Source organism: Lentibacillus halodurans (genome assembly GCF_900112045.1).
In the GTDB taxonomy this organism is placed as follows: domain Bacteria; phylum Bacillota; class Bacilli; order Bacillales; family Amphibacillaceae; genus Lentibacillus; species Lentibacillus halodurans.
On sequence record NZ_FOJW01000019.1, the window covers coordinates 14,864 to 33,357 of the forward strand.

Sequence of the window (18,494 nt, forward strand, 5' to 3'; positions counted from 1 at the left end):
GCAAAGTTAACGATAGTTAATGAGTATTGTCGCATGAATCACATCCGTTCCCATGGTAACCAGTCCGATCAGGGAACGGATAATCCTCCATAAATTCAAGAAAATCTCATGATAGACACTACCTGTTCTCCAGCCGGTTTTGCCTATCCAACAAATCTTAACTTTTTGAATCAAGCACGCGAAAAACTAGAAGACATAATCGATGCACTAAACGACCCCTTAAAAGACAGATAAGTAACGACTCACACCTATCGAAAAGGGGAAGTAAAGACGATTTTGTTTAAATATACTTTTTTACGATCTTTCAGACATCATAAGAAAAGTGACTCTTACAAACTGAAATTTGACTTCCTACTTGGCTGTTCTGTCACGATATACAATCAGAGTAATGCCATTTAATATGATAGTAACGATGAGAAGAACTGCTGAGACAAACGCCACAGCACTCGTTGTGTCCATCAGCGCAGACCAATCCTTAATCTTTACCAAATAATAGGTATAGAAAATCTGAAAACATAGCGAGATAGCACAAGCACTGATGCTCATCATGGAAAAAGCCATCCAATTCTGATGGTCATGCGTTTTATATCGCATCAGATTAACAGCAGGAAGTATCCAAGCAATTAGTCCAAGCACGAGACTGCCAATATTAAGTAAGCCAGTCATGTCTAATCCTCTTTTCTATCTTTCTTTCCCGTTTAGCAATTGTGTTATTTAATTCAGTGTAACACTCCCCTGTCAATCTTTAAATCGTATCTGTTTCCCCAGGTCCTTATAAACGCTATTTGCGCTAATTCTTTTTATGGTGATTTTTAGGACCTGTGAGCGAAGCCAACATACCAACTACTCCATAAAGTATAAACGACGTAGCATAGCCCCATGTCCCAATGAACCATCCAGCGAGTAATGAGCCTATTACTTGGCCCAATGACAAAAGTAAAAATGGAACCCCAATACCTAATGATGCATTCGTAATAAATACGCGAATTCCCCACACAAGGAGAACGCCGGTTAAAAATATATAGGCGCAACCGAAAATGCCAGCGGATAAGTAAGACATTAACAACCATTCAGGTGAAAAGGACAGTATAATGGATGCTGAAGCAATCGACAAACTCCCTAATTTATAAGAAAAAGACAACCCGCCCTTTTCAACTAATGAACCAGAAAAACCTCCCAGCACACCAAATAGTCCAATGATGATCCAAAATCCGGAAAGCTGCCACTCACTGTAATCACCAGCCACTTCAATAAAAGATCTGGAAAATGTCCAAAAGGCTGCTGTAGAAATCCCCAGGATAAGCGATGCCAAAACCAAAGGGATGGATCCTTCTACACCTCGTATAGAGAACTGCCCTTTTTGAAACATCAATTTTGAACGCGTCCCGACTTTTGGAATTGCCCGGAAATTCCATATCAATATCAGGCAGGTCAAAATGGCATAGATCAAATACGTTAGTCTCCAATTTGGCGATAATAGAATAGCGCCTGCTCCAGAAAGGGCAATGCCAAAACTTGTTCCGGAATTGATCCATGTATTTGCTTTTCCTTGTTTATCCCGTTTAATCCAAAGTGATATTGCTGCGCCATAAGGTGGTGATATCAAGCCTGTGCTTCCTCCAGCAAGTAACACGCCTAACGCAAGAACCCATGCATTTGGAGCCATATATATCAACAACATGCCAGCAAAAGCTGACAGACCAGCCGAAATAATCATCCTTCTTGGTCCTTCTCTTGTCGTAATCACAGTGGATACAATGATTGTAAGGCAGTAGGCCAAATAAAATAACGACGAGACCATCCCTGATACAAATTCAGACATTTGAAGCGAGTCATTCATATCGGGAAGAAGCAGCCCGAAGCTAAACCTCGCTAATCCATAGGTGACAGCAATCATGGTAACCCCTGGTAAAACTAACTTTGAAAATTTCATGGCATTCATTCACCCTAACTCCACAAATTATATAGAACGACCTTTCTAATTTTAGTTTAAAAAAATTTACGATGTATGTTGGACAAGCAATCGTGCCATCGCAATAGAATGTTCCGTTGCTTTATCTGCACCAATCAATGTCGTCATGGAGGTAGTTCCTTCAAGCAGCAATGTGAATTGATTAGCTAAATCTCGTTCGTTATCTTTACCTTTCTTTTGAGCCAATTGCTGAAAATATTTAAGCAAATTAGATTTATGTCCCCTTGCAATATTCTCTATCTCATTATTGGTTCCCGCATAATCTTCTATCGCTCTTAAGAACATATCGCCTTTGTAAGATTGTTCTTTTAGCCATCGGCCATGAGCTTCAACAGCAAGAATGAAAGGAGAATCTGAATCCATTTCCACATGTGAATCCAAATAAGTCCAATAGCGTTCCTCCCGCTGTTTCAATACTTCTTCGACCAAATTGTCCTTGGAAGAAAAATGATTATAAAGCGTCATCGTTGCTACATTCGCATCACTGATGATTTTCTTCAATCCTACGCCACGAAATCCGTGCTCATAAAATAATCGTTCAGCTACTTGTAATAATGTATCTTTTTTTGCAGTCATGTCTTTCACTTCTCCTTGAATTAGATAGAACGATCTTTCTAATATAAGCCTATCAATTTCCAATCTTATCGTCAACCAATCGTTCTCAATTTCCCAGGCTAGGCTGGGCATTGCGCTGCCCAATCTACCGGAAATTTCAGTCCTGTCCGCTGATTTCAATGACTGACCTGGTAAAAAATTTAGTATGGTGCGCGGATTTCCACAATACAATGTATATAACATGACATGATTCACGAAAGGAGTTATTTTTTTATGCCGATACCACTTGCATTACAGCGCGGAGATACGATTGGTATAGTCACATTAGGAAGCCCGCCGGAAAGAAATGAAGTCGAGACAGGTGTGGAAATGCTGGAAGACATGGGATTTAACACACTTCTTGGTCGTAACGTGTTCGCGCGAGATGGTTTCTTAGCGGGAACAGAGCAAGAACGTGCGGACGATCTAATGCGTATGTTTGCCAATCCTCAGGTAAAAATGATCCTGCCTTCACGGGGAGGGGTAGGCGTATCCGGCATTCTCCCCTATCTTGATTACACATTTATCATGGGAAACGCAAAACTTATCAGTGGTTACAGCGATATTACGGTGTTGTTGAATGCACTGTATCAATTTGCCCGCATTATTGCTTTTCAAAGTCTTATGCTTGTTGATTTTAACCCTAGTACCCCCGAATATAATTTTAATCATTTTTTTTCAGGGATTTCCACCCCTGCACCAACTCGACAAATCAATAATCCACCAGAAATCCCGCTGCAAAGTAAAATACCGGGAAATGTTACCGGGCCAATTGTTGGAGGCAATCTTACTTCACTAATTGGCACAATCGGGACTCCTTTTGAAATCGATACCCGCGGAAAGATTTTGCTGCTCGAAGATACACATGAACCCGTTAATACGATCTTCCGGTATATTGAGCAATTAAGATTAGCCGGTAAATTCCAGGACTGTATCGGGATTGTGATGGGAGAATGTACAGAATGTCCAGAATCTTACGGTAGAACATATGAAGACCTGATCAATGAATTTATCGCACCATTTGGTAAGCCGCTTATGACGAATCTAGCCACAGCACACGGTACTTATAAGGCTGCAATTCCTATTGGGGCAACGGTCAATTTGAATACATTCAATAATACTTTAACGGTTCTTGAACCCACGACGACTCCTGTCATGTCCAGTTTCTAAATGGAAGGAACCCCCTAATGTTCAAAGTATTTATAAGAGGCTCCTCAGATTCAGGTTATGTCAAGATCTTCAGTCCAACTTATTTATAGGGGGAACAATTTCCTTCATGGATAATTCTCTGCCCCCTTCTCGATAAACCAGCGTAAAAAATCGATTAATTTTATTGAATGCTTAATCATCTCCTGCTTATCTTATTGATTGACTTTGAGCCACGTTCTAACCAGCCCGTCAACAATGGGATCAATCACAGAATGATCGATATCGTATTTGATATGGGAAAAGAGATTCCAGTTTGTCAGCAATCCCCCAACGTTTACTTCTACATCTTTCGTTACGGCATGTTGATAATGTTGATTTAAACCTTTTAAGGGATAAGCGAGAATATCATCTTTGTCATAAAAGTTTAGCCACTCACCATTGATGTTTGGGTAATATTTTTGAATTTCGGGAGGCGGAACACGGATCGGCATGCCAAAGTCGTTAAAACGGAGCGACCATAAAGCAATTGGGCTTCCCATACTGTAAAATAAGGAAAGGGTTTCCCCTTTTTCTAAAGGTGTATTGCCGGAACATTGCTTTGTGATTTTCCCAATATTCTCTTGTCTTGCCTGTAAATCATAAAAATAATTACTGGCAACGACGGAACCAAGGCTATGGCTAATGACACATAAGGGAGCACATGACCCAGCTTTTGCTTGGAGACTGTGCAAACACTGAGCTATAAGGGCGTGTACTTTATCATAATTTTGGTCGGATACCGATGAGGGCTGATACGCTACAGCATCGGCAAGAAACTCAACGACAAAGCTGCGTAAAAAACGATAGTCCAGCTCCGTTCCTTGTTGCACCCTTTCCCATAATGTATTCTCCTCGTTTTCAAATATCGAAGACCAAAATACAGATTGGAACACGAGGTTATTTTCTGGATCTTCTACTTTAAGTTTACTGCTAAAACCTTTGGTAATTTCCTTAATCATTTCCTTCGCAAAATCTTTATTTGGTGTTCCAGCACCGTGAAGTAAAACAATACCTATCTTCTGTGTCACGTGCTCCCTCCTCAGGATTATTGGAATGAAATGTCAAACCACCTGCATTATACCAAAATTCAATTTTTTAGGAATCATCTAATAGCCCTGATAACTTAGAAGTCTATGTCCCACAATGACCTTTATATAAGAATATTAAATTAGTCCTTCTTTGTTTACAAAGGACAGACTTACATGTAAAAAAATAAAACGAGAACTTAAAATGGGTGAAATCTCATTGTATCAATGAATTGATACAATGGGGTTAGTTTGAAGATGTGTTGGTCATCTAGAGACAAAAGCAAAGGACACATTGCTTCTAACTAATTTTTAAGTTGGAGGAATTCGAAATGACTAAACCAAAACACCCCATCAAGATGTATGTCGTTTCCACCGCACTCGTCACATCTTTGGCATTTACACCTGCATTAAGTGAGAAGGTCCTTGCCAAGGCAAACGTAAATTCTTCAGATACTCATTCTTCTATTGATGTATCAGAAAGCACACTCTTGAGTAAAGGGGATCGTGGTGAAGCAGTTAAGTCGGTACAATCCGAACTTGCTTCCCAAGGTTATTATACATATAATCTTGATGGAATTTTCGGCCCCATCACGAAAGAAGCTGTAGAATCGTTTCAATCCGACCATGGAATAACGATTGATGGAATAGTAGGTCCTGAAACAAAAGAAGCCCTATCCTCATCTTCAGTCGAAAGCATGAAATTAGATTCAAATTCGACTGATGCTGCTTCAGAATCCGAAGTCGTGTCTATTGCAGAAAACTTAATAGGAACACCCTATGTATGGGGAGGCACAACCCCAGATGGATTTGACAGCAGCGGTTTCGTTTCCTATGTATTTGACCAGGTTGGTATCAATCTTCACAGAACAGAACATGATATGTGGACATCAGATGGTGTGAGGGTAGATTCACCTCGTATTGGTGACGTCATATTCTTTGAAGGAACATATGATACTGAAGGAGCCTCACACAGCGGCATTTATATAGGGGACAACAAAATGATTCATGCAGGTAGCGAAGGTGTTGCCGTTGCTGATCTTAGCATAGACTATTGGCAAGATCATTATTTAGGTGTTAAATCATTTCAATAAAGGTTAAAACGAGGGCTGACGCCAAAAAGGTCACCAATAGTTGACTTTTTGGGTCAGCCCCTTTACTTTGCCAATACTCGATTATAAAAAGACCGTCACCCAAAGTTTGAAATCCTTGATGGCAGCCTTAACTTACCTTTAAATTTAACCAGAATTCAAAAGGCATCCTTCCTAACTACAACACCACTAAAATTCTTGTATTAAAGGTATCTTCTTCATCCTCTTCACCTTCTGTTGAGTAACCATAGGCTATAGTACTCCCGTCTAAACTTACAGTTACATTATCAATGCTTTGGTTTCCCTTTAATTCTATTTCATGGATAGTTTCCAGTTTTTCTGTTTCAAAATCGAAAAGTTTCACTTCGTTATCATCAACGATAACTACATTGCCATTTGTTAATGTAAATAGTTGAGAATCCTCACCAAGTTCCAGAGATTCTTTAGTTTCTAAGTTAAGGGCATGGTATGTAATCGTTACAGTTTCATCAGAATTGTTAACGCCATATATAATGTATTTTTCGTCAGAGGTTAACATCGTTGTATATTTGTCTTGTGGCATCACATTGTCTGAAACTAACAATGCATCTGTTTTCCCAGATTCAACATCATATGAGAAAATACCCCCCCATTCATAACAGTATTAATCACACCATAAATGGGCTATATCGAAGCATCTGTATAATTTAAAAACGCTGAAAACATGCGTTGTTTTAAAATAAAAACATAAAAAACCTTATACAAAAATGTATAACCCGTTGAATTTTAGTGGACAATGTTGACAAATGGTGGACAAAAAATAAAACCTCTAACCATCGGTAGAGGTTTTATTTTTCAGCCCTAACTGTTCGGAAGTTTAGTCATAACTCTTCCCGTATCCTTCACTTTTTTTAACAAATTTAATGAGTAATACCTTTCAACCATAACAGATCATTAAGCATCAAGATATAGCACATGCCGATCGATTACTGCTCTTCACGTACACCTCTATACCTAGTGACACGTGTGTTTGGTAATTATAAAAAAGACCAATAATTTGAAAAAAGTAACAGTGCATAAGCTATACATACTAAAGGTAATTGTTGGAGATGCCTAAAGTAACCTGTGAAATTACTGGAGGGATATAAAGTGGAATCCGAAAAGAATGTCAAATTAACATCAGCGGAAATGGGCAAACTTTGGATAACTTATGTAGGAAATACCATGGGGAAATGTGTACTGACTTACTATCTTAAAAATGTAGATGACACTGATATTAAAAAAGTTTTGGAAACTGCTTTGAAACTAGATGAGTCATTGATACAGGAGATAAAAACTTTTTTTAAGAAAGGAGATTTTCCATTACCCATTGGATTTACTGATGACGATGTAAATTCAGATGCACCGAGACTATTTCACGATGAGTTTTACCTTTATTACCTGCAATATTTAGGAAAAGCAGGGTTAAGTATTTACTCCGCCGCCATTCCTTTGGTGACCAAAAAACCTATAAGAGACTTTTTCATAAATGCCATGAACGACACTGCTAAATTGTTGGCTGAAGTAAATCAGGTCTTAAATTCAAAAGGTTATTTACAGAATTCACCCCTTATACCGAACCCTGAAGGAATTGATTTTGTTGATAATCAAAGTTATTTGAAAGGTTTTTTTGGAGATAAGAGAACCCTTCATGGGTTAGAAATTGCTCATCTTTATGGAAACATCAACAATGATATCACAAGCAAGGCACTCATTATCGGTTTTGCGCAAGGGGCACGACATGAAAAAGTTAGAAAATTTTTAGAGCGTGGCAAAGGTATTAATCATAAGCACATAGAAGCACTTTCAAAAAAGTTGTCTGAAAATAGCTTGCCTTCACCATCACTTTTAGATCATTTGGTTACAACATCAACCACGCCACCATTTTCAGATAAACTTATGGTTTCTCATAAAATCGACATGTTCTCAATGAAGGTACGAGAATATGCCAATGGAGCGTCATTTAATGGAAGAAAAGATATTGGGGCTTTATATGCCCGTTGTTTATTAGATGTTTCACTATATGTAGAAGATGGTGCTAACCTTATAATTGATCATAATTGGATGGAACAGCCACCAGAAGCACCAAACCGAAACCAGCTTGCTAAAGAAAAGGATTAGACTATGAATGGAAAAGTTACTTTGGAGTATTACCCTTCCTGGCTTTGGTCAACTTCTAACCGGCAAGTTACCTAGAAGAGTTTTTGTTAATTGCGTCAGAATTTCTCGTAAACATTCAAGCCCACTTTAATGAGATCATCATTTTAAGCTTTCACGAGAATTTCCTAGAAGCCATTGATCAAGCCAATTACCAATGGTTTATTTTTTCCCCTGCCTATATTTTTTCGCAGCATAGGACGCTTACAGAGACGATATAGTTGATTGCATTCCTTACGCCTGCTTCCCCAGACAGCGTTTCGGTTTTTCGCTCCTTCTACTTAACATTGAGCTATTCGGCATTTAGAAGCCTGTATTATCTCCGCTAGTACTACCTGTTTAAACAGGACACTCTTTACAATCGAAATGAACAAAAATATCAATATTGACATAATCAATCCATCATATTAACACTTCGATTGAAATGTTGAAAATCCTTTTTTGTAGATAGATATGGAGAACTTTTTTGAGAGTAAGAATTCTATGAAATGATTTGTAAGATAATTACAAGAATGGATATCTATAAATATTGAGGAAGACAAAGCTTATAGATCCGTCTTCCTCAGTCAGTCCTTCCTAACGGACAGTGCGATCACGATATTTTCAAATCGTCAAACGAATTGATAACTCTTTCTATTTCCTGCTCACCAGCCGCTTCCCAACGGCTTTTATCAGTTATGTTTCCGTCCTTGTCAACAGGCGTTTGGAACTGATTGAAGCCTGTTGTTGTCAGCAATGAATTTCCGTCCCAGTCCAGTCCCGTGTTTACGACATGCTTGATTACATATGGCGTCCGGAATTCTAAATAGGCATTAGCACTGTCAAGTTCCCCTTCAATGACGTCAAACGGAATTCTGATATAGATCGTCTCGCCGCCTTCCCGGCACAGAACCATATCGAATTTCCCACGGTCATATTCCCAGTTCCCGCAAAGGGTGTATCCATTAGTCCGAAACATTCTGTACACATCACCGAAATAGGCTTTCTTTCCCTCAATTTCCGTTTCTAGTTTTAACATACACCTTCACTCCTCGATTAAGATTATCATATTAGGTTTTAACTAAATGGTGGCGTAAAACACCACTAAATCTATACTAAACATACACTTAAAACATCTTTTCTACACCTGTGGAATGACGTAAAAACCCCTTGTCGTTTGACCGTTCTGAAATGGACAGGAACATGTGGAATATACTTGCCCACTACTTGCTAAAGCTCTACCGTTTTTGGCTCAGCACCCTTTTTGTTCATAATTCTTATTGTCACTGGTGTAATCTCCAACACAATATAGTTTGAATCATCCGGTCCATTAAACCAGTACTCCATGTATGAGTTCCACAATTCATGTCTTCAGTTCAACGCTACTGTTTATAGCGGCTCTTCCTTCATACTCCACATATTCATTCATCACCAAACCCTTTCCCTTCATAGCCTAATAAGATATGAGTGTATGGGTTTGCTTCTATTTCCTCTGATTTATGTGTTTCTATGCTTGTTGCTGTATAAAGCTTTAAACCTTTTCGGATAAAGGTCATATATCTTGAATGTGGTTTATCTTGTTTAACAGTCGCCATCGTACCAACAGCGTTGTCATCTATAATTTTTTCAACAGTTGATTTCATTTCCTGCTGGCTCAATTGATGCACTCCTTCCATCCAATAATCAATTATTTCCAGATATTAGCGAATTTAACATGTTCCATTATTGTATATACTGCTTGTTCACCATGACTATAACCAAGTCAAGATTTTTTAGGATATTTCGACAATTAGTCCTTAAGCCTTCAAGTGCTTTCTGCAGTTTAGTCATTCATATGTTCTCCTTTTTAAAAAAAGTATTTATCCGTATTTTTAACAAGTGAAAGGAAATAATACCAAAAGGATTATGACTTTGAATTTATTACTTAAAAAGGATGATGGTATGAAAATATTCCTGGTCGCAGGAAGTATTGTATTGCCTGTAATAATGTATTTAACCCAAAACAACTGGAATAGACTCCGATTTATGTTTAATTTGGCAGCGGTCATATCCGCCCTGATATTTGGTAATATCGCCTCATTGTCGGTTTATCAGATAATTAAAAATGAAACAGTTATGATGATAAACATTCATGCGATATTTTTAAATCCTTTGTTTTTAATTACGGGCTCCTATTTAGGGTTATACATCATCTTCCGGCTACTTGCAGCAGTGATGGAGGATTAAGCTTAAAATTAGGGTTTGGAACTATTCCCTAACAATGTAGTCAGACGAACACCTGAAGTTGTAAAGGTTGTGTCTGCTCCATGTTTTTTGTGTATACAGAGAAATTTTCGGGACTGAAGACATTCCTGAAATTATAATGAAAATGATAGGTATAGCTGGCAAAGTTAATAACAAATAAGTTGGTCCTCGTTGTACCACAAGAAGTATCCTTAGCATAAACTAATTTAGGTATATGCTTATCTGGTACAGCAGGAGTGATTATTATGGATTCAGCATCGGCGTTTCTGCAGGAAATGGTTCATCTTTATATTACTGCACTGATCGGGTTTATGCTACGGAAAAAAGGAATTTTAAATCAAAGCACTGATCATGAACTGACACAGCTCATTTTATATGTCACACTTCCTGCCCTGATTTTATTCTCATTGGATATTCCCTTTTCTTTTTTCTTAATTAAAGAATTCCTTTTGCTCTTGGGCATGTCTGCTTACATTCTGCTGCTGTCCATTTTCCTTGCTGGATGGATGCGGAGGCGCTCAAATCTTCCGGATAGGCAAAAAAGTGTTTATGAAGGACTTATTATCTTTGGCAATCAGGGGTATATTGGTTTTGCGGTCATCTTTGCTGTTTTTGGAGAGCAGGGTATTGTTTATTTAACCATGTTTAACTTGATTTATTTCATTCTCATTTGGACGTATGGCATTTACTTATTCACAAACGATAAATCTCAGATAGAATGGAGGAAAATATTTTTAAACCCTGGCGTGCTCTCCACATTGACTGGAATGCTCGTGTTGTTTCTTCCAATCAGCTGGCCAGGTTTATTGGTAAGCACATTTGAAAATGTCGGAAAAATGACTGTTCCGCTTTCGATGATCTTAATCGGCAGTTTAATCGCAAATATAACCTGCAAAGACTTTGCCTTTCTGATGAAAAACATTTATATATGGAAGGCAGTAATGTTCAAGCTTCTCATCATTCCGCTGCTGTTAATTCCTTTTGCAGCTTTTTCCATCCCATCATCTTTGCTCATGATAGCCGTTCTAACAGCAGGAATGCCTTCCGCCCCAACGATGTCACTTTACGCGCAAAAATTTGGAGCTGACACACATTTTGCCTCTTTAGGTGTAATGATTTCCAGTTTGTCAGGTATCCTCACGATCCCATTGTTATATGTTGTTTTACACCTGATATTTTAATAATCCTGGGCCAAAACCACTCGGTAATTATACAAGGTTAGGAAGACCGGATTACAGATGATGGTACAAGCTTATAACTGGTTTCTAACAAAGCGCTCTTGATGCATCTTAGTTACGACTAATAATATGGCTAATAAAAATCCCAGTAACGCAGCAGATTAAGCGTTTCCAATAAATCCCCTTCTCCTACAAACCTGCTAACTGCAATCACTGTATTATCAAAAATCAAAAAACCTAAAACTAAATAAATAAACGAACGTAGTGACCAGAATTGTGCTTTGGGTTCCATCTTAAAAGAATATCCAGATATGACGAGTGCCCAGGTACATGATTGGCTGCAGGAAAGGTTAGATGTAACAGCAGTAGCTGAGAACACTGTAAGAAACTATGTGAAAGAATTAAGAGACAAGTATCATATACCTAAAGAAACGGCGGGACGGGTTTATGGCTCAGTAGAAGGAATTACCGATGAGAAAACAGATGCAAGTCGATTTTGGAGAAACCTTTGTATATACGGTGTCAGGGCAAAGAAAGAAGCTTTATGTAGCTGGGTTTATCTTAGCCCATTCAAGATACAAATATGCAGAGTGGTTAGATCGCCCTCTTCGTACATCTGACTAAATCAGAATGCAGGAAAATACATTTCAGTATTTTGGAGGGATGACGAAAGAAATTGTGTATGATCAAGATCGTTAATTGGCGATTAGCGAGAATACCGGAGATTTAATCCTTACGGAATCTTTTACTAAATATCAAAAAACCAGAAGGTTTAAGATATATCTCTGTAAAAAAAGTGATCCAGAGTCAAAAGGGAAAGTTGAACAAGTAATAAAGTATGTGAAGAAGGCAAAGCATAGCATCTTCAAGGACTTGGATTCATGGCAACAGTCATGTTTGAAGTGGCTTAAAAGAACGGGGAATTATAAGATTCAGCATAATACAAAGAAAAGACCTTTCGAAGTGCACGCCCTCGAAAAGCAGCACCTTCAAAAGGTCAATGAAAATTACATTTTTGAAAATATCTCATCTATAAATATAACAAGAAAAATTCATAAAGACAACGTTATTCGTTTTGAAGGGAATCGATATAGTATTCCACTTGGAACATTTCAAAATGGTGCGGGAAAATGTTGCTTATGTATCCGTGGCTGGAGAGGAGTTAAGCATCTCTCTTCACCCAGATGGCAGTCCAATAGCTGTGCATAAATTATCAAACGAGAAAGGGAGAATCATAACAGATCCCACTCATCGAAGACGATCTCAAACAAAAAGAGATAAACTGGTGAAACAGGTTACGGAACAATTGGCTGAAACAGAAGACTCAATCTGGCTTATCATGACTTTACAAGAGCATTATCCAAGGCATACCATTGATCAATTCAAAGTGGTACTTAAGGTTATAGAAATATATCCACTTTATATCAACGATCCCGTAAAAGAAATGAAACGGCTTGTATTAACCAGCGCAAATTATTTAAGAGATATCGCCATTGCATTGGAGATACAAAGCAGCAAACAATCTTCCAAAAAAGAAGTGATTAATGAGAAGTATAAAGCCACGACTGCACCTGAACGTGATCAAGATATTTACCTTCAAGTTCTTCAAGGAGGTAGATAAGATGGCAGATATCCCTGGGAATATGAAGCTCCAGATTCCCGTACTCCGTTTTGAATATACGCCCGTAAAACCCATTACGTGAATTACCGGAATTAACACCATCCCGATCATAAGGCTCATAGTCCAGAAAAACAGTTAGTTCATGTTTCAAAAGCTGATTGACAGCTGTTTCCAAATGCCGCCGAAAAACTTCTTTAATATCTAGTTTTTGGGCTAGTGCTTCAAGTAAATCTGTAGTAGGATGATTCATAGGGAAGACCTCTTTTCTGTGAATTAGTCGGCTAACTTTATTCTACAGAAAGGGTCTTCCTTTTTCTATGACATGAAATACTCAAATTCTATTTACACAAAAAATTTTACACTCTCGCATCACGAGCTATTATCATAATTTAATTTTTTACTATTAGGTAAGTTTAGTTGCAAACAGACCGGTACGGTTATACACGAACCTTCAAAGTTTACGAATGCGAGGACTGTACAGGGTGCCCACCGCGCGTTCCCAATGCACCAAAGCGAAGGAACGCCAAGTGGGAAAGCCAAAAAGCATACACAAGACAACAGCTTTCGGAGGAAGAAACTGGTGAAATTTACGGCAAACGTAAAATTGATGTGGAGCCAGTCCTCGGATTTCTGAAGGCTAATTTGCGTTTCTCGCGTTTCTCAGTCAGGGGCCAGAAGAAAGTGAAAAATGAGCTGGGATTTGCATTCATGGCGGTGAGCATGAGAAAGTACACCGCCAAAAAGTCTAATCCTACCTTAGATGATAACAACCATTAAATCAAAAAGGTTCCAACCATCAAAAACTGATGATTGGAACCTTTTTTAAGTCATTTTTGGCTAGTTATGTTCCAGCCTTAAACAAAATGGTTATAGAAGTTTACATGAAAATGCTTTTCAATTGTTGACTTTTCGCTAAGGATCTAATGTGTCTTTTGTAAATGATTGATAAAACAAAGTAACCCTAATAAGAAAGTGTTTAACCCAAAGCAGGCATTCTTTTTATTAAACTAAAATTTTAAATCTTTATTTTACATTTATAGGAGGAATTTTTTATGAAATATCAAAAAGATCAGAGAAACGGTTTGTCACTGTCACAGGTTGGAATGGGATGTATGCGCCTCACTAAAAAAAGTGAAGGAATAAAAGTAATTTACGAAGCATTAGATGTGGGAATCAATTTCTTCAATAGGTGAAATAAACAAATTTCGGGGGACGGACTTCCTTCACATCCTAAACATTCATATCGCAAATCCTAAATCACTTGTGCCACAACGAATCGTCTTCTCAACCGTTTCTTTAATATGACTACGATAGGACTTAGGGAAATGATCAGAATGTAGCTCCCAAAACCCGGCGAAATGCGAAATGTTCTTTTAAAATTGTTTAATAACACCAGTGCCTTTTCTCATCTGTTTCTTCTACTCTATTTGTTCCTTGCATTTTACCATAAAAGTTATCCACAGATATCAAATTTTATAATTCCTAAACAACAAAAAAGCCACCAGTCTTATTCAAACTAGTGGTTCGTACAGTTTAATTTTATTTTACATAAAATGACAAAATTCGAGAGGTGGTACCGAAACAGGCATCATCTACCACTCATGTGGGGTTATGGCTTGGCTTTTATCATTTGTTAATACTTGCATGACTCGTTCAACTACATCACCTAATCCGGTACGATTCGTGAAAACCTTCCTTAATATCAATCAACCCCTGGAAACTAAGTTAATGACCTCCGGAAATTCATTCGTATATGCAAGTGACATGTCATGTTAGCTTCTCTTGTTTAGAAGTGAATCATCATTAAGTAATGTATGATTTTTTCTCATGTTTAGATAACATACAACGATCAGATTCTACTATAATCCTCTTGACATCAACAAATTCAAGTGAATTGTTTACTTGTGAATATACCCATAAGATTACTAGTTTTTCAGTTTTGCTTGCATTTACAAATCTATGTGGGATATCAGGCGGGATAAAAGATGTATCAAATTTTCTTACAAATGAGCGATCACCCGCAACATCACAAAATGATTCACCTTCTAAAATAGTTACAGATTCCTCTACGTTGTGTACATGGCATGGGAGACCTGCCCCCGGGTCAAAAGTGGCCAAACCTGTAAGAATAGATCTTGCTCCCATTTCTTTTGTTACCATGTTATGAAAATAAACTCCGCTATCTATTTCAAATGGTTCGACCTCGTTATACTTATTTATAAACGGTCGATACAATTGGTCTTCCACTAAATTCTCCTCACTTTCAGCTATATCTTAGAAACAAGACAATCCTTCTAACTTATATATTTGAATTATAATTGATTAGCCTTTAGAAAGGTCTTTTAAATGATTGATTGCTTTAGCCAAAAAATCTACTTTACCAAAGCTGCCTGATTTTAATACAATGAGCATCTCTTTACCTATTGATAAACTGGAAGGCAGTCCAGGTTCAATCTCCTTTAAAACGAAGTTACCTTCTATTCCAAGTTTCCTTAAAATCGTTCCAGACGTGTCGCCGCCAGCGATAATCAGTCTTTTTAGCCCTGTTTCCTTTACTAGTTTATAAGAGACTTCTGCTAACTTAGATGAAACTAACTTACTAATTGTAAAAGAATCAACATTGTAGTTTTGGGACCCTATTTCTTTAGTTTTGGCCACTACATTTTCAGCGTTATCCGCCATAACAAGCACGTCTTTTCCACTACTAATTGTATCTTTGGCTTGTTCAACTATTCTAGTGACTTCTTTTTTAGCTTCATCCTCGTTAAATGCTCTACGAGAATCAAAAACTAAAGTCTTAACCCTATTAGTTGTTAAGTAATTTGTCTGCCCCTTTGTCTCCAGGGTTAAACTCCCGGAAACAACTAAAACTCCATTGTCATCTTCAATATCTAAATTATCCAAAATTTTATTACCGTTTTTTTCTGGCCAATATTTAGGCAACTCCTCAGCAATTGCCGAACTGCCACAAATTACTGTTAAGTCATGAATAGCTTCTGCTACAATTGCTAGATCTTCTTGGTTTACAGAGTCAATGATACAATAATTAGCATTCTCTTTAGCTTTGTTTATGGATTCCTTTAAGAAACTAGCTCCTTTCCTAACAGTGTCAATATTTATTAATGTAACTTTTCGGCTAGTTTGCTCCTGCAAAATATCGACAAGGTTGGATTTTACCATTGGATGCACAGGATCATTAGCAAAGTTTGAGTTTTCTAGCATCACACCGTGAACGCTATGATTTCCATTTATCGTTTGTCTTCCATTTTTGGGAAAAGCAAGACTAATTACTGCAAATTCCTCATCCAAAGCATCTAACATCCCATCAAATTCCTGACCAATATTACCACGAAAAACAGAACAGGTTTTGTTAAAATATAACGAACAACCTAACTCCTTAAGGCTTTTTGTAGCATTATATGCTTTTTCATAACTGATTTCCTGGCGATCTAGTCTACTATCAGTGTCAACAATCAATACATCTGAGTCAACCTCATAATCAGCGTTTTCTTTATAAGGAAGGACCTTAACAGAATATTGATTATTACCGAACATCACTCCGATATCATTTGCCCCAGTTGTATCATCTGCCACTACTCCTATCACGCTCATACCCCTCCCATCAAATTTCCTAGTTAAGTATTTTCCTTCATTGTTTAAGCATGTGTGTGTTATTCACAACAATCATAATTACTTTACAATATGAAAACATACCTGTTGTGTCTATTTCATTTATTTTTATGAATCTTTCTTGGCTTGTATAATGAATTTTCCAAGAAGTCCTCCACAACTTTATCTGGTATTCTAGTTAATCGAATACCTGCTTTCTTAGCTTCAAGAACCATGCGACAAGCCATTTCCAAAGTTTCTAACCTCATCAATGCTTGCGGCATTGAATCATCAAATACAATGACGCCATGGTTTTTCATTATAATTATGTTAGCGTTCAATGATTGCTCAGCTACCGCATCCCCTAGTTCTTGTGAGCCAGGATGGTAATAGTCAATATAAGAAACATTTTCTAGGTAATACATGGTTTCAATAAATAACTCAGATATGATGCTTAATTCGTTACTGCAGGCAACTAATGTCGTATAAAATGGACTAGAGTGTAAAATTGCTTTTGCATCCTTACGTTTTTTATAAATACCTGAATGCATCGGCGTTTCTTTAGATGCTTTTCTTTCGCCGCCTTTTTTATCTGTATAGATGTCAAAAACCACAAAGTCATCTTTCTTAAGTTCACCCAACTTAGTTCCAGAACCGCTAATAAGCATTGATTCGTCATTCATTCTCAAACTTATGTTACCTGAAGTGCCCCATGCCAGCTGATTATCCACCAAACTTTTACCCGTATCTATTAGTTCTTTTTCAATAGAAGTCATAAGCACCTCCTATGTAAATTAGCTTCATTTATTTAGCAACTTTTGGCAGCTTGTAAATTTGTATGCTTTATAGAAAGTAATGCTTGTACATTTAAATTTTTTGGATTTTTTCTTTATTCAAAGCCTTCCTTACGAACCTGTACACCTAGTAAATCTTCATAAAAGCGAATCATTGCGTGTTTGTAATAATCACGTTGCCCTCCCTGTAAAGCCAATTGGTAAGATTGCATTGTGCCACTTAATGTTGGTAGTGGAATCTCATGTTTCACTAAAACTTCATTGATGCTTTCCATATCTTTATAAGCTTTATCAAGTGAGAACCCATGTTCAAAATCCCCTTCTAAAACCTTCGGAACCAATGTTTTTGAAGCAAAGCTTGACCCTGTAGCTGTAATTAACACATCACCGAGTTTTTCGGGATCTAGACCAAGTTTGACACCAACTGGCATTAATTCACTAAAACTTGCCACACAAATATTTAATGCACAATTATTAATTACTTTTGTGAGCTGACCACATCCGTTCTCACCCATGTAAAGCACCTGTGTCCCCATCTTGTCCAGCATAGGTTTAATTTTATTAAATACTTCTTCATTACCGCCACACATGATACTAAGTGTTCCTTCCATACTTTTTGCCTGTTGTCCAGAGATAGGGCAATCCAAAAATTCAACACCATTTGCTTTGCAGGTTTCAGCAATTTCCGTTGCACCTAGATAGCTTATTGTACTAAAGTCAATGATAGTTTGACCTGGATTTAAATGAGTTAAAAGACCACTTTTGCCTAACACTACTTCTTTTACAATGTCTAAGTTAGGTAAACAAAGATATATATAATCACTATCTACTGTATCCGTGATGTCAGTTGTTGTGTTAATTCCTTTTTCCTTGAATTGCTCTAATGCTTCTAGATTTGCATCACATGCAAGAAACTCAAACTCATTTTTCTGTTCACCCTTTGCTAAGTTTAAAGCCATACCCATCCCCATTACACCTAAACCAATAAAACTTACTTTCACGATTATACTCTCCTTTTAAATTA

At 37.5% G+C, this 18,494-nt stretch carries 17 protein-coding genes and 3 pseudogenes; 8 read left to right on the forward strand and 12 right to left on the reverse strand.

All coding sequences use genetic code 11. The annotated features are described in order from the left end of the window. Window positions 1–351: 351 nt before the first annotated feature. The 3 genes from BM195_RS16670 to BM195_RS16680 form a co-directional block, all read right to left on the reverse strand. Window positions 352–666 carry a hypothetical protein gene (locus BM195_RS16670; RefSeq protein WP_090241128.1) on the reverse strand — a complete coding sequence of 105 codons (315 nt, stop codon included), beginning with the start codon at window positions 664–666 and terminating at the stop codon, window positions 352–354. A gap of 124 nt (window positions 667–790) precedes the next feature. After that, window positions 791–1,933: an MFS transporter gene (locus BM195_RS16675; RefSeq protein WP_090241214.1), complete on the reverse strand. Its 1,143-nt coding sequence runs from the start codon at window positions 1,931–1,933 to the stop codon at window positions 791–793. 66 nt (window positions 1,934–1,999) lie between these two features. Beyond that, a complete protein-coding gene (locus BM195_RS16680; protein ID WP_090241130.1) occupies window positions 2,000–2,548 on the reverse strand; it encodes a TetR/AcrR family transcriptional regulator in 549 nt (182 codons plus the stop codon). Window positions 2,549–2,800: 252 nt separating this feature from the next. On the opposite strand from BM195_RS16680, the gene BM195_RS16685 reads away from it, so the two are divergent. Continuing rightward, window positions 2,801–3,736 (forward strand): S66 peptidase family protein, encoded by a 936-nt coding sequence (locus BM195_RS16685; protein ID WP_090241132.1) that lies wholly within the window; start codon window positions 2,801–2,803, stop codon window positions 3,734–3,736. A 191-nt stretch (window positions 3,737–3,927) separates the two neighbouring features. Here BM195_RS16685 and BM195_RS16690 read toward each other — a convergent pair whose 3' ends face one another. Further along, window positions 3,928–4,782 (reverse strand): chemotaxis protein, encoded by an 855-nt coding sequence (locus BM195_RS16690; RefSeq protein WP_090241134.1) that lies wholly within the window; start codon window positions 4,780–4,782, stop codon window positions 3,928–3,930. A gap of 329 nt (window positions 4,783–5,111) precedes the next feature. On the opposite strand from BM195_RS16690, the gene BM195_RS16695 reads away from it, so the two are divergent. Next, the gene (locus BM195_RS16695; RefSeq protein ID WP_090241136.1) at window positions 5,112–5,873 is read left to right on the forward strand and encodes a C40 family peptidase; all 762 of its coding nucleotides are present in this window, start codon (window positions 5,112–5,114) and stop codon (window positions 5,871–5,873) included. 175 nt (window positions 5,874–6,048) lie between these two features. Here BM195_RS16695 and BM195_RS16700 read toward each other — a convergent pair whose 3' ends face one another. Beyond that, window positions 6,049–6,453 carry a hypothetical protein gene (locus BM195_RS16700; RefSeq protein WP_090241139.1) on the reverse strand — a complete coding sequence of 135 codons (405 nt, stop codon included), beginning with the start codon at window positions 6,451–6,453 and terminating at the stop codon, window positions 6,049–6,051. A gap of 545 nt (window positions 6,454–6,998) precedes the next feature. Here BM195_RS16700 and BM195_RS16705 point away from each other — a divergent pair. After that, a complete protein-coding gene (locus tag BM195_RS16705; RefSeq protein WP_244535792.1) occupies window positions 6,999–8,009 on the forward strand; it encodes a DUF3231 family protein in 1,011 nt (336 codons plus the stop codon). Between the two features lie 628 nt (window positions 8,010–8,637). Here the strand turns inward: BM195_RS16705 and BM195_RS16710 are convergent. Together BM195_RS16710 and BM195_RS16715 are read right to left on the reverse strand one after the other, a co-directional pair. Further along, complete coding sequence (locus BM195_RS16710) at window positions 8,638–9,063, reverse strand: YugN family protein (RefSeq protein ID WP_090241143.1); 426 nt, start codon at window positions 9,061–9,063, stop codon at window positions 8,638–8,640. A gap of 191 nt (window positions 9,064–9,254) precedes the next feature. Continuing rightward, window positions 9,255–9,682: pseudogene (locus BM195_RS16715) on the reverse strand (pyridoxamine 5'-phosphate oxidase family protein). Window positions 9,683–9,935: 253 nt separating this feature from the next. Between BM195_RS16715 and BM195_RS16720 the strand changes: the two are divergent. From BM195_RS16720 to BM195_RS18145, 3 genes are all read left to right on the forward strand, one after another. Beyond that, window positions 9,936–10,250 (forward strand): transposase, encoded by a 315-nt coding sequence (locus BM195_RS16720; RefSeq protein ID WP_342028048.1) that lies wholly within the window; start codon window positions 9,936–9,938, stop codon window positions 10,248–10,250. A gap of 263 nt (window positions 10,251–10,513) precedes the next feature. Next, window positions 10,514–11,449 (forward strand): AEC family transporter, encoded by a 936-nt coding sequence (locus BM195_RS16725; protein ID WP_090241145.1) that lies wholly within the window; start codon window positions 10,514–10,516, stop codon window positions 11,447–11,449. Window positions 11,450–12,563: 1,114 nt separating this feature from the next. Beyond that, on the forward strand, window positions 12,564–13,067 hold the full coding sequence (locus tag BM195_RS18145) for a hypothetical protein (protein WP_139224016.1): 504 nt from the start codon (window positions 12,564–12,566) through the stop codon (window positions 13,065–13,067). Window positions 13,068–13,077: 10 nt separating this feature from the next. Here BM195_RS18145 and BM195_RS16740 read toward each other — a convergent pair. After that, a pseudogene (locus tag BM195_RS16740) lies at window positions 13,078–13,317 on the reverse strand (transposase); the annotation flags it as partial. A gap of 176 nt (window positions 13,318–13,493) precedes the next feature. Between BM195_RS16740 and BM195_RS16745 the strand changes: the two are divergent. Together BM195_RS16745 and BM195_RS18400 are read left to right on the forward strand one after the other, a co-directional pair. After that, window positions 13,494–13,925: pseudogene (locus tag BM195_RS16745) on the forward strand (transposase); the annotation flags it as partial. 194 nt (window positions 13,926–14,119) lie between these two features. Beyond that, window positions 14,120–14,260 (forward strand): hypothetical protein, encoded by a 141-nt coding sequence (locus tag BM195_RS18400; protein WP_170848290.1) that lies wholly within the window; start codon window positions 14,120–14,122, stop codon window positions 14,258–14,260. A gap of 610 nt (window positions 14,261–14,870) precedes the next feature. On the opposite strand, the gene BM195_RS16750 is transcribed toward BM195_RS18400, so the two are convergent. The 4 genes from BM195_RS16750 to BM195_RS16765 form a co-directional block, all read right to left on the reverse strand. Then, window positions 14,871–15,314 (reverse strand): cupin domain-containing protein, encoded by a 444-nt coding sequence (locus tag BM195_RS16750; protein WP_090241153.1) that lies wholly within the window; start codon window positions 15,312–15,314, stop codon window positions 14,871–14,873. A gap of 75 nt (window positions 15,315–15,389) precedes the next feature. After that, on the reverse strand, window positions 15,390–16,673 hold the full coding sequence (locus BM195_RS16755; protein WP_244535793.1) for a four-carbon acid sugar kinase family protein: 1,284 nt from the start codon (window positions 16,671–16,673) through the stop codon (window positions 15,390–15,392). A 122-nt stretch (window positions 16,674–16,795) separates the two neighbouring features. Beyond that, window positions 16,796–17,452 (reverse strand): class II aldolase/adducin family protein, encoded by a 657-nt coding sequence (locus tag BM195_RS16760; RefSeq protein WP_090241157.1) that lies wholly within the window; start codon window positions 17,450–17,452, stop codon window positions 16,796–16,798. A gap of 113 nt (window positions 17,453–17,565) precedes the next feature. Then, entirely contained in the window at window positions 17,566–18,471 is a 906-nt protein-coding gene (locus tag BM195_RS16765; RefSeq protein ID WP_090241158.1) for an NAD(P)-dependent oxidoreductase, read from the reverse strand. Window positions 18,472–18,494 lie beyond the last annotated feature (23 nt).

Bases quoted from the DNA above. Each gene is read 5' to 3' on its own strand.
- BM195_RS16670 (WP_090241128.1), bottom strand. From the start codon at position 666: ATGACTGGCTTACTTAATATTGGCAGTCTCGTGCTTGGACTAATTGCT.
- BM195_RS16675 (WP_090241214.1), bottom strand. From the start codon at position 1,933: ATGAAATTTTCAAAGTTAGTTTTACCAGGGGTTACCATGATTGCTGTC.
- BM195_RS16680 (WP_090241130.1), bottom strand. From the start codon at position 2,548: ATGACTGCAAAAAAAGATACATTATTACAAGTAGCTGAACGATTATTT.
- BM195_RS16685 (WP_090241132.1), top strand. From the start codon at position 2,801: ATGCCGATACCACTTGCATTACAGCGCGGAGATACGATTGGTATAGTC.
- BM195_RS16695 (WP_090241136.1), top strand. From the start codon at position 5,112: ATGACTAAACCAAAACACCCCATCAAGATGTATGTCGTTTCCACCGCA.
- BM195_RS16710 (WP_090241143.1), bottom strand. From the start codon at position 9,063: ATGTTAAAACTAGAAACGGAAATTGAGGGAAAGAAAGCCTATTTCGGT.
- BM195_RS16725 (WP_090241145.1), top strand. From the start codon at position 10,514: ATGGATTCAGCATCGGCGTTTCTGCAGGAAATGGTTCATCTTTATATT.
- BM195_RS18145 (WP_139224016.1), top strand. From the start codon at position 12,564: ATGGTGCGGGAAAATGTTGCTTATGTATCCGTGGCTGGAGAGGAGTTA.
- BM195_RS18400 (WP_170848290.1), top strand. From the start codon at position 14,120: ATGAAATATCAAAAAGATCAGAGAAACGGTTTGTCACTGTCACAGGTT.
- BM195_RS16760 (WP_090241157.1), bottom strand. From the start codon at position 17,452: ATGACTTCTATTGAAAAAGAACTAATAGATACGGGTAAAAGTTTGGTG.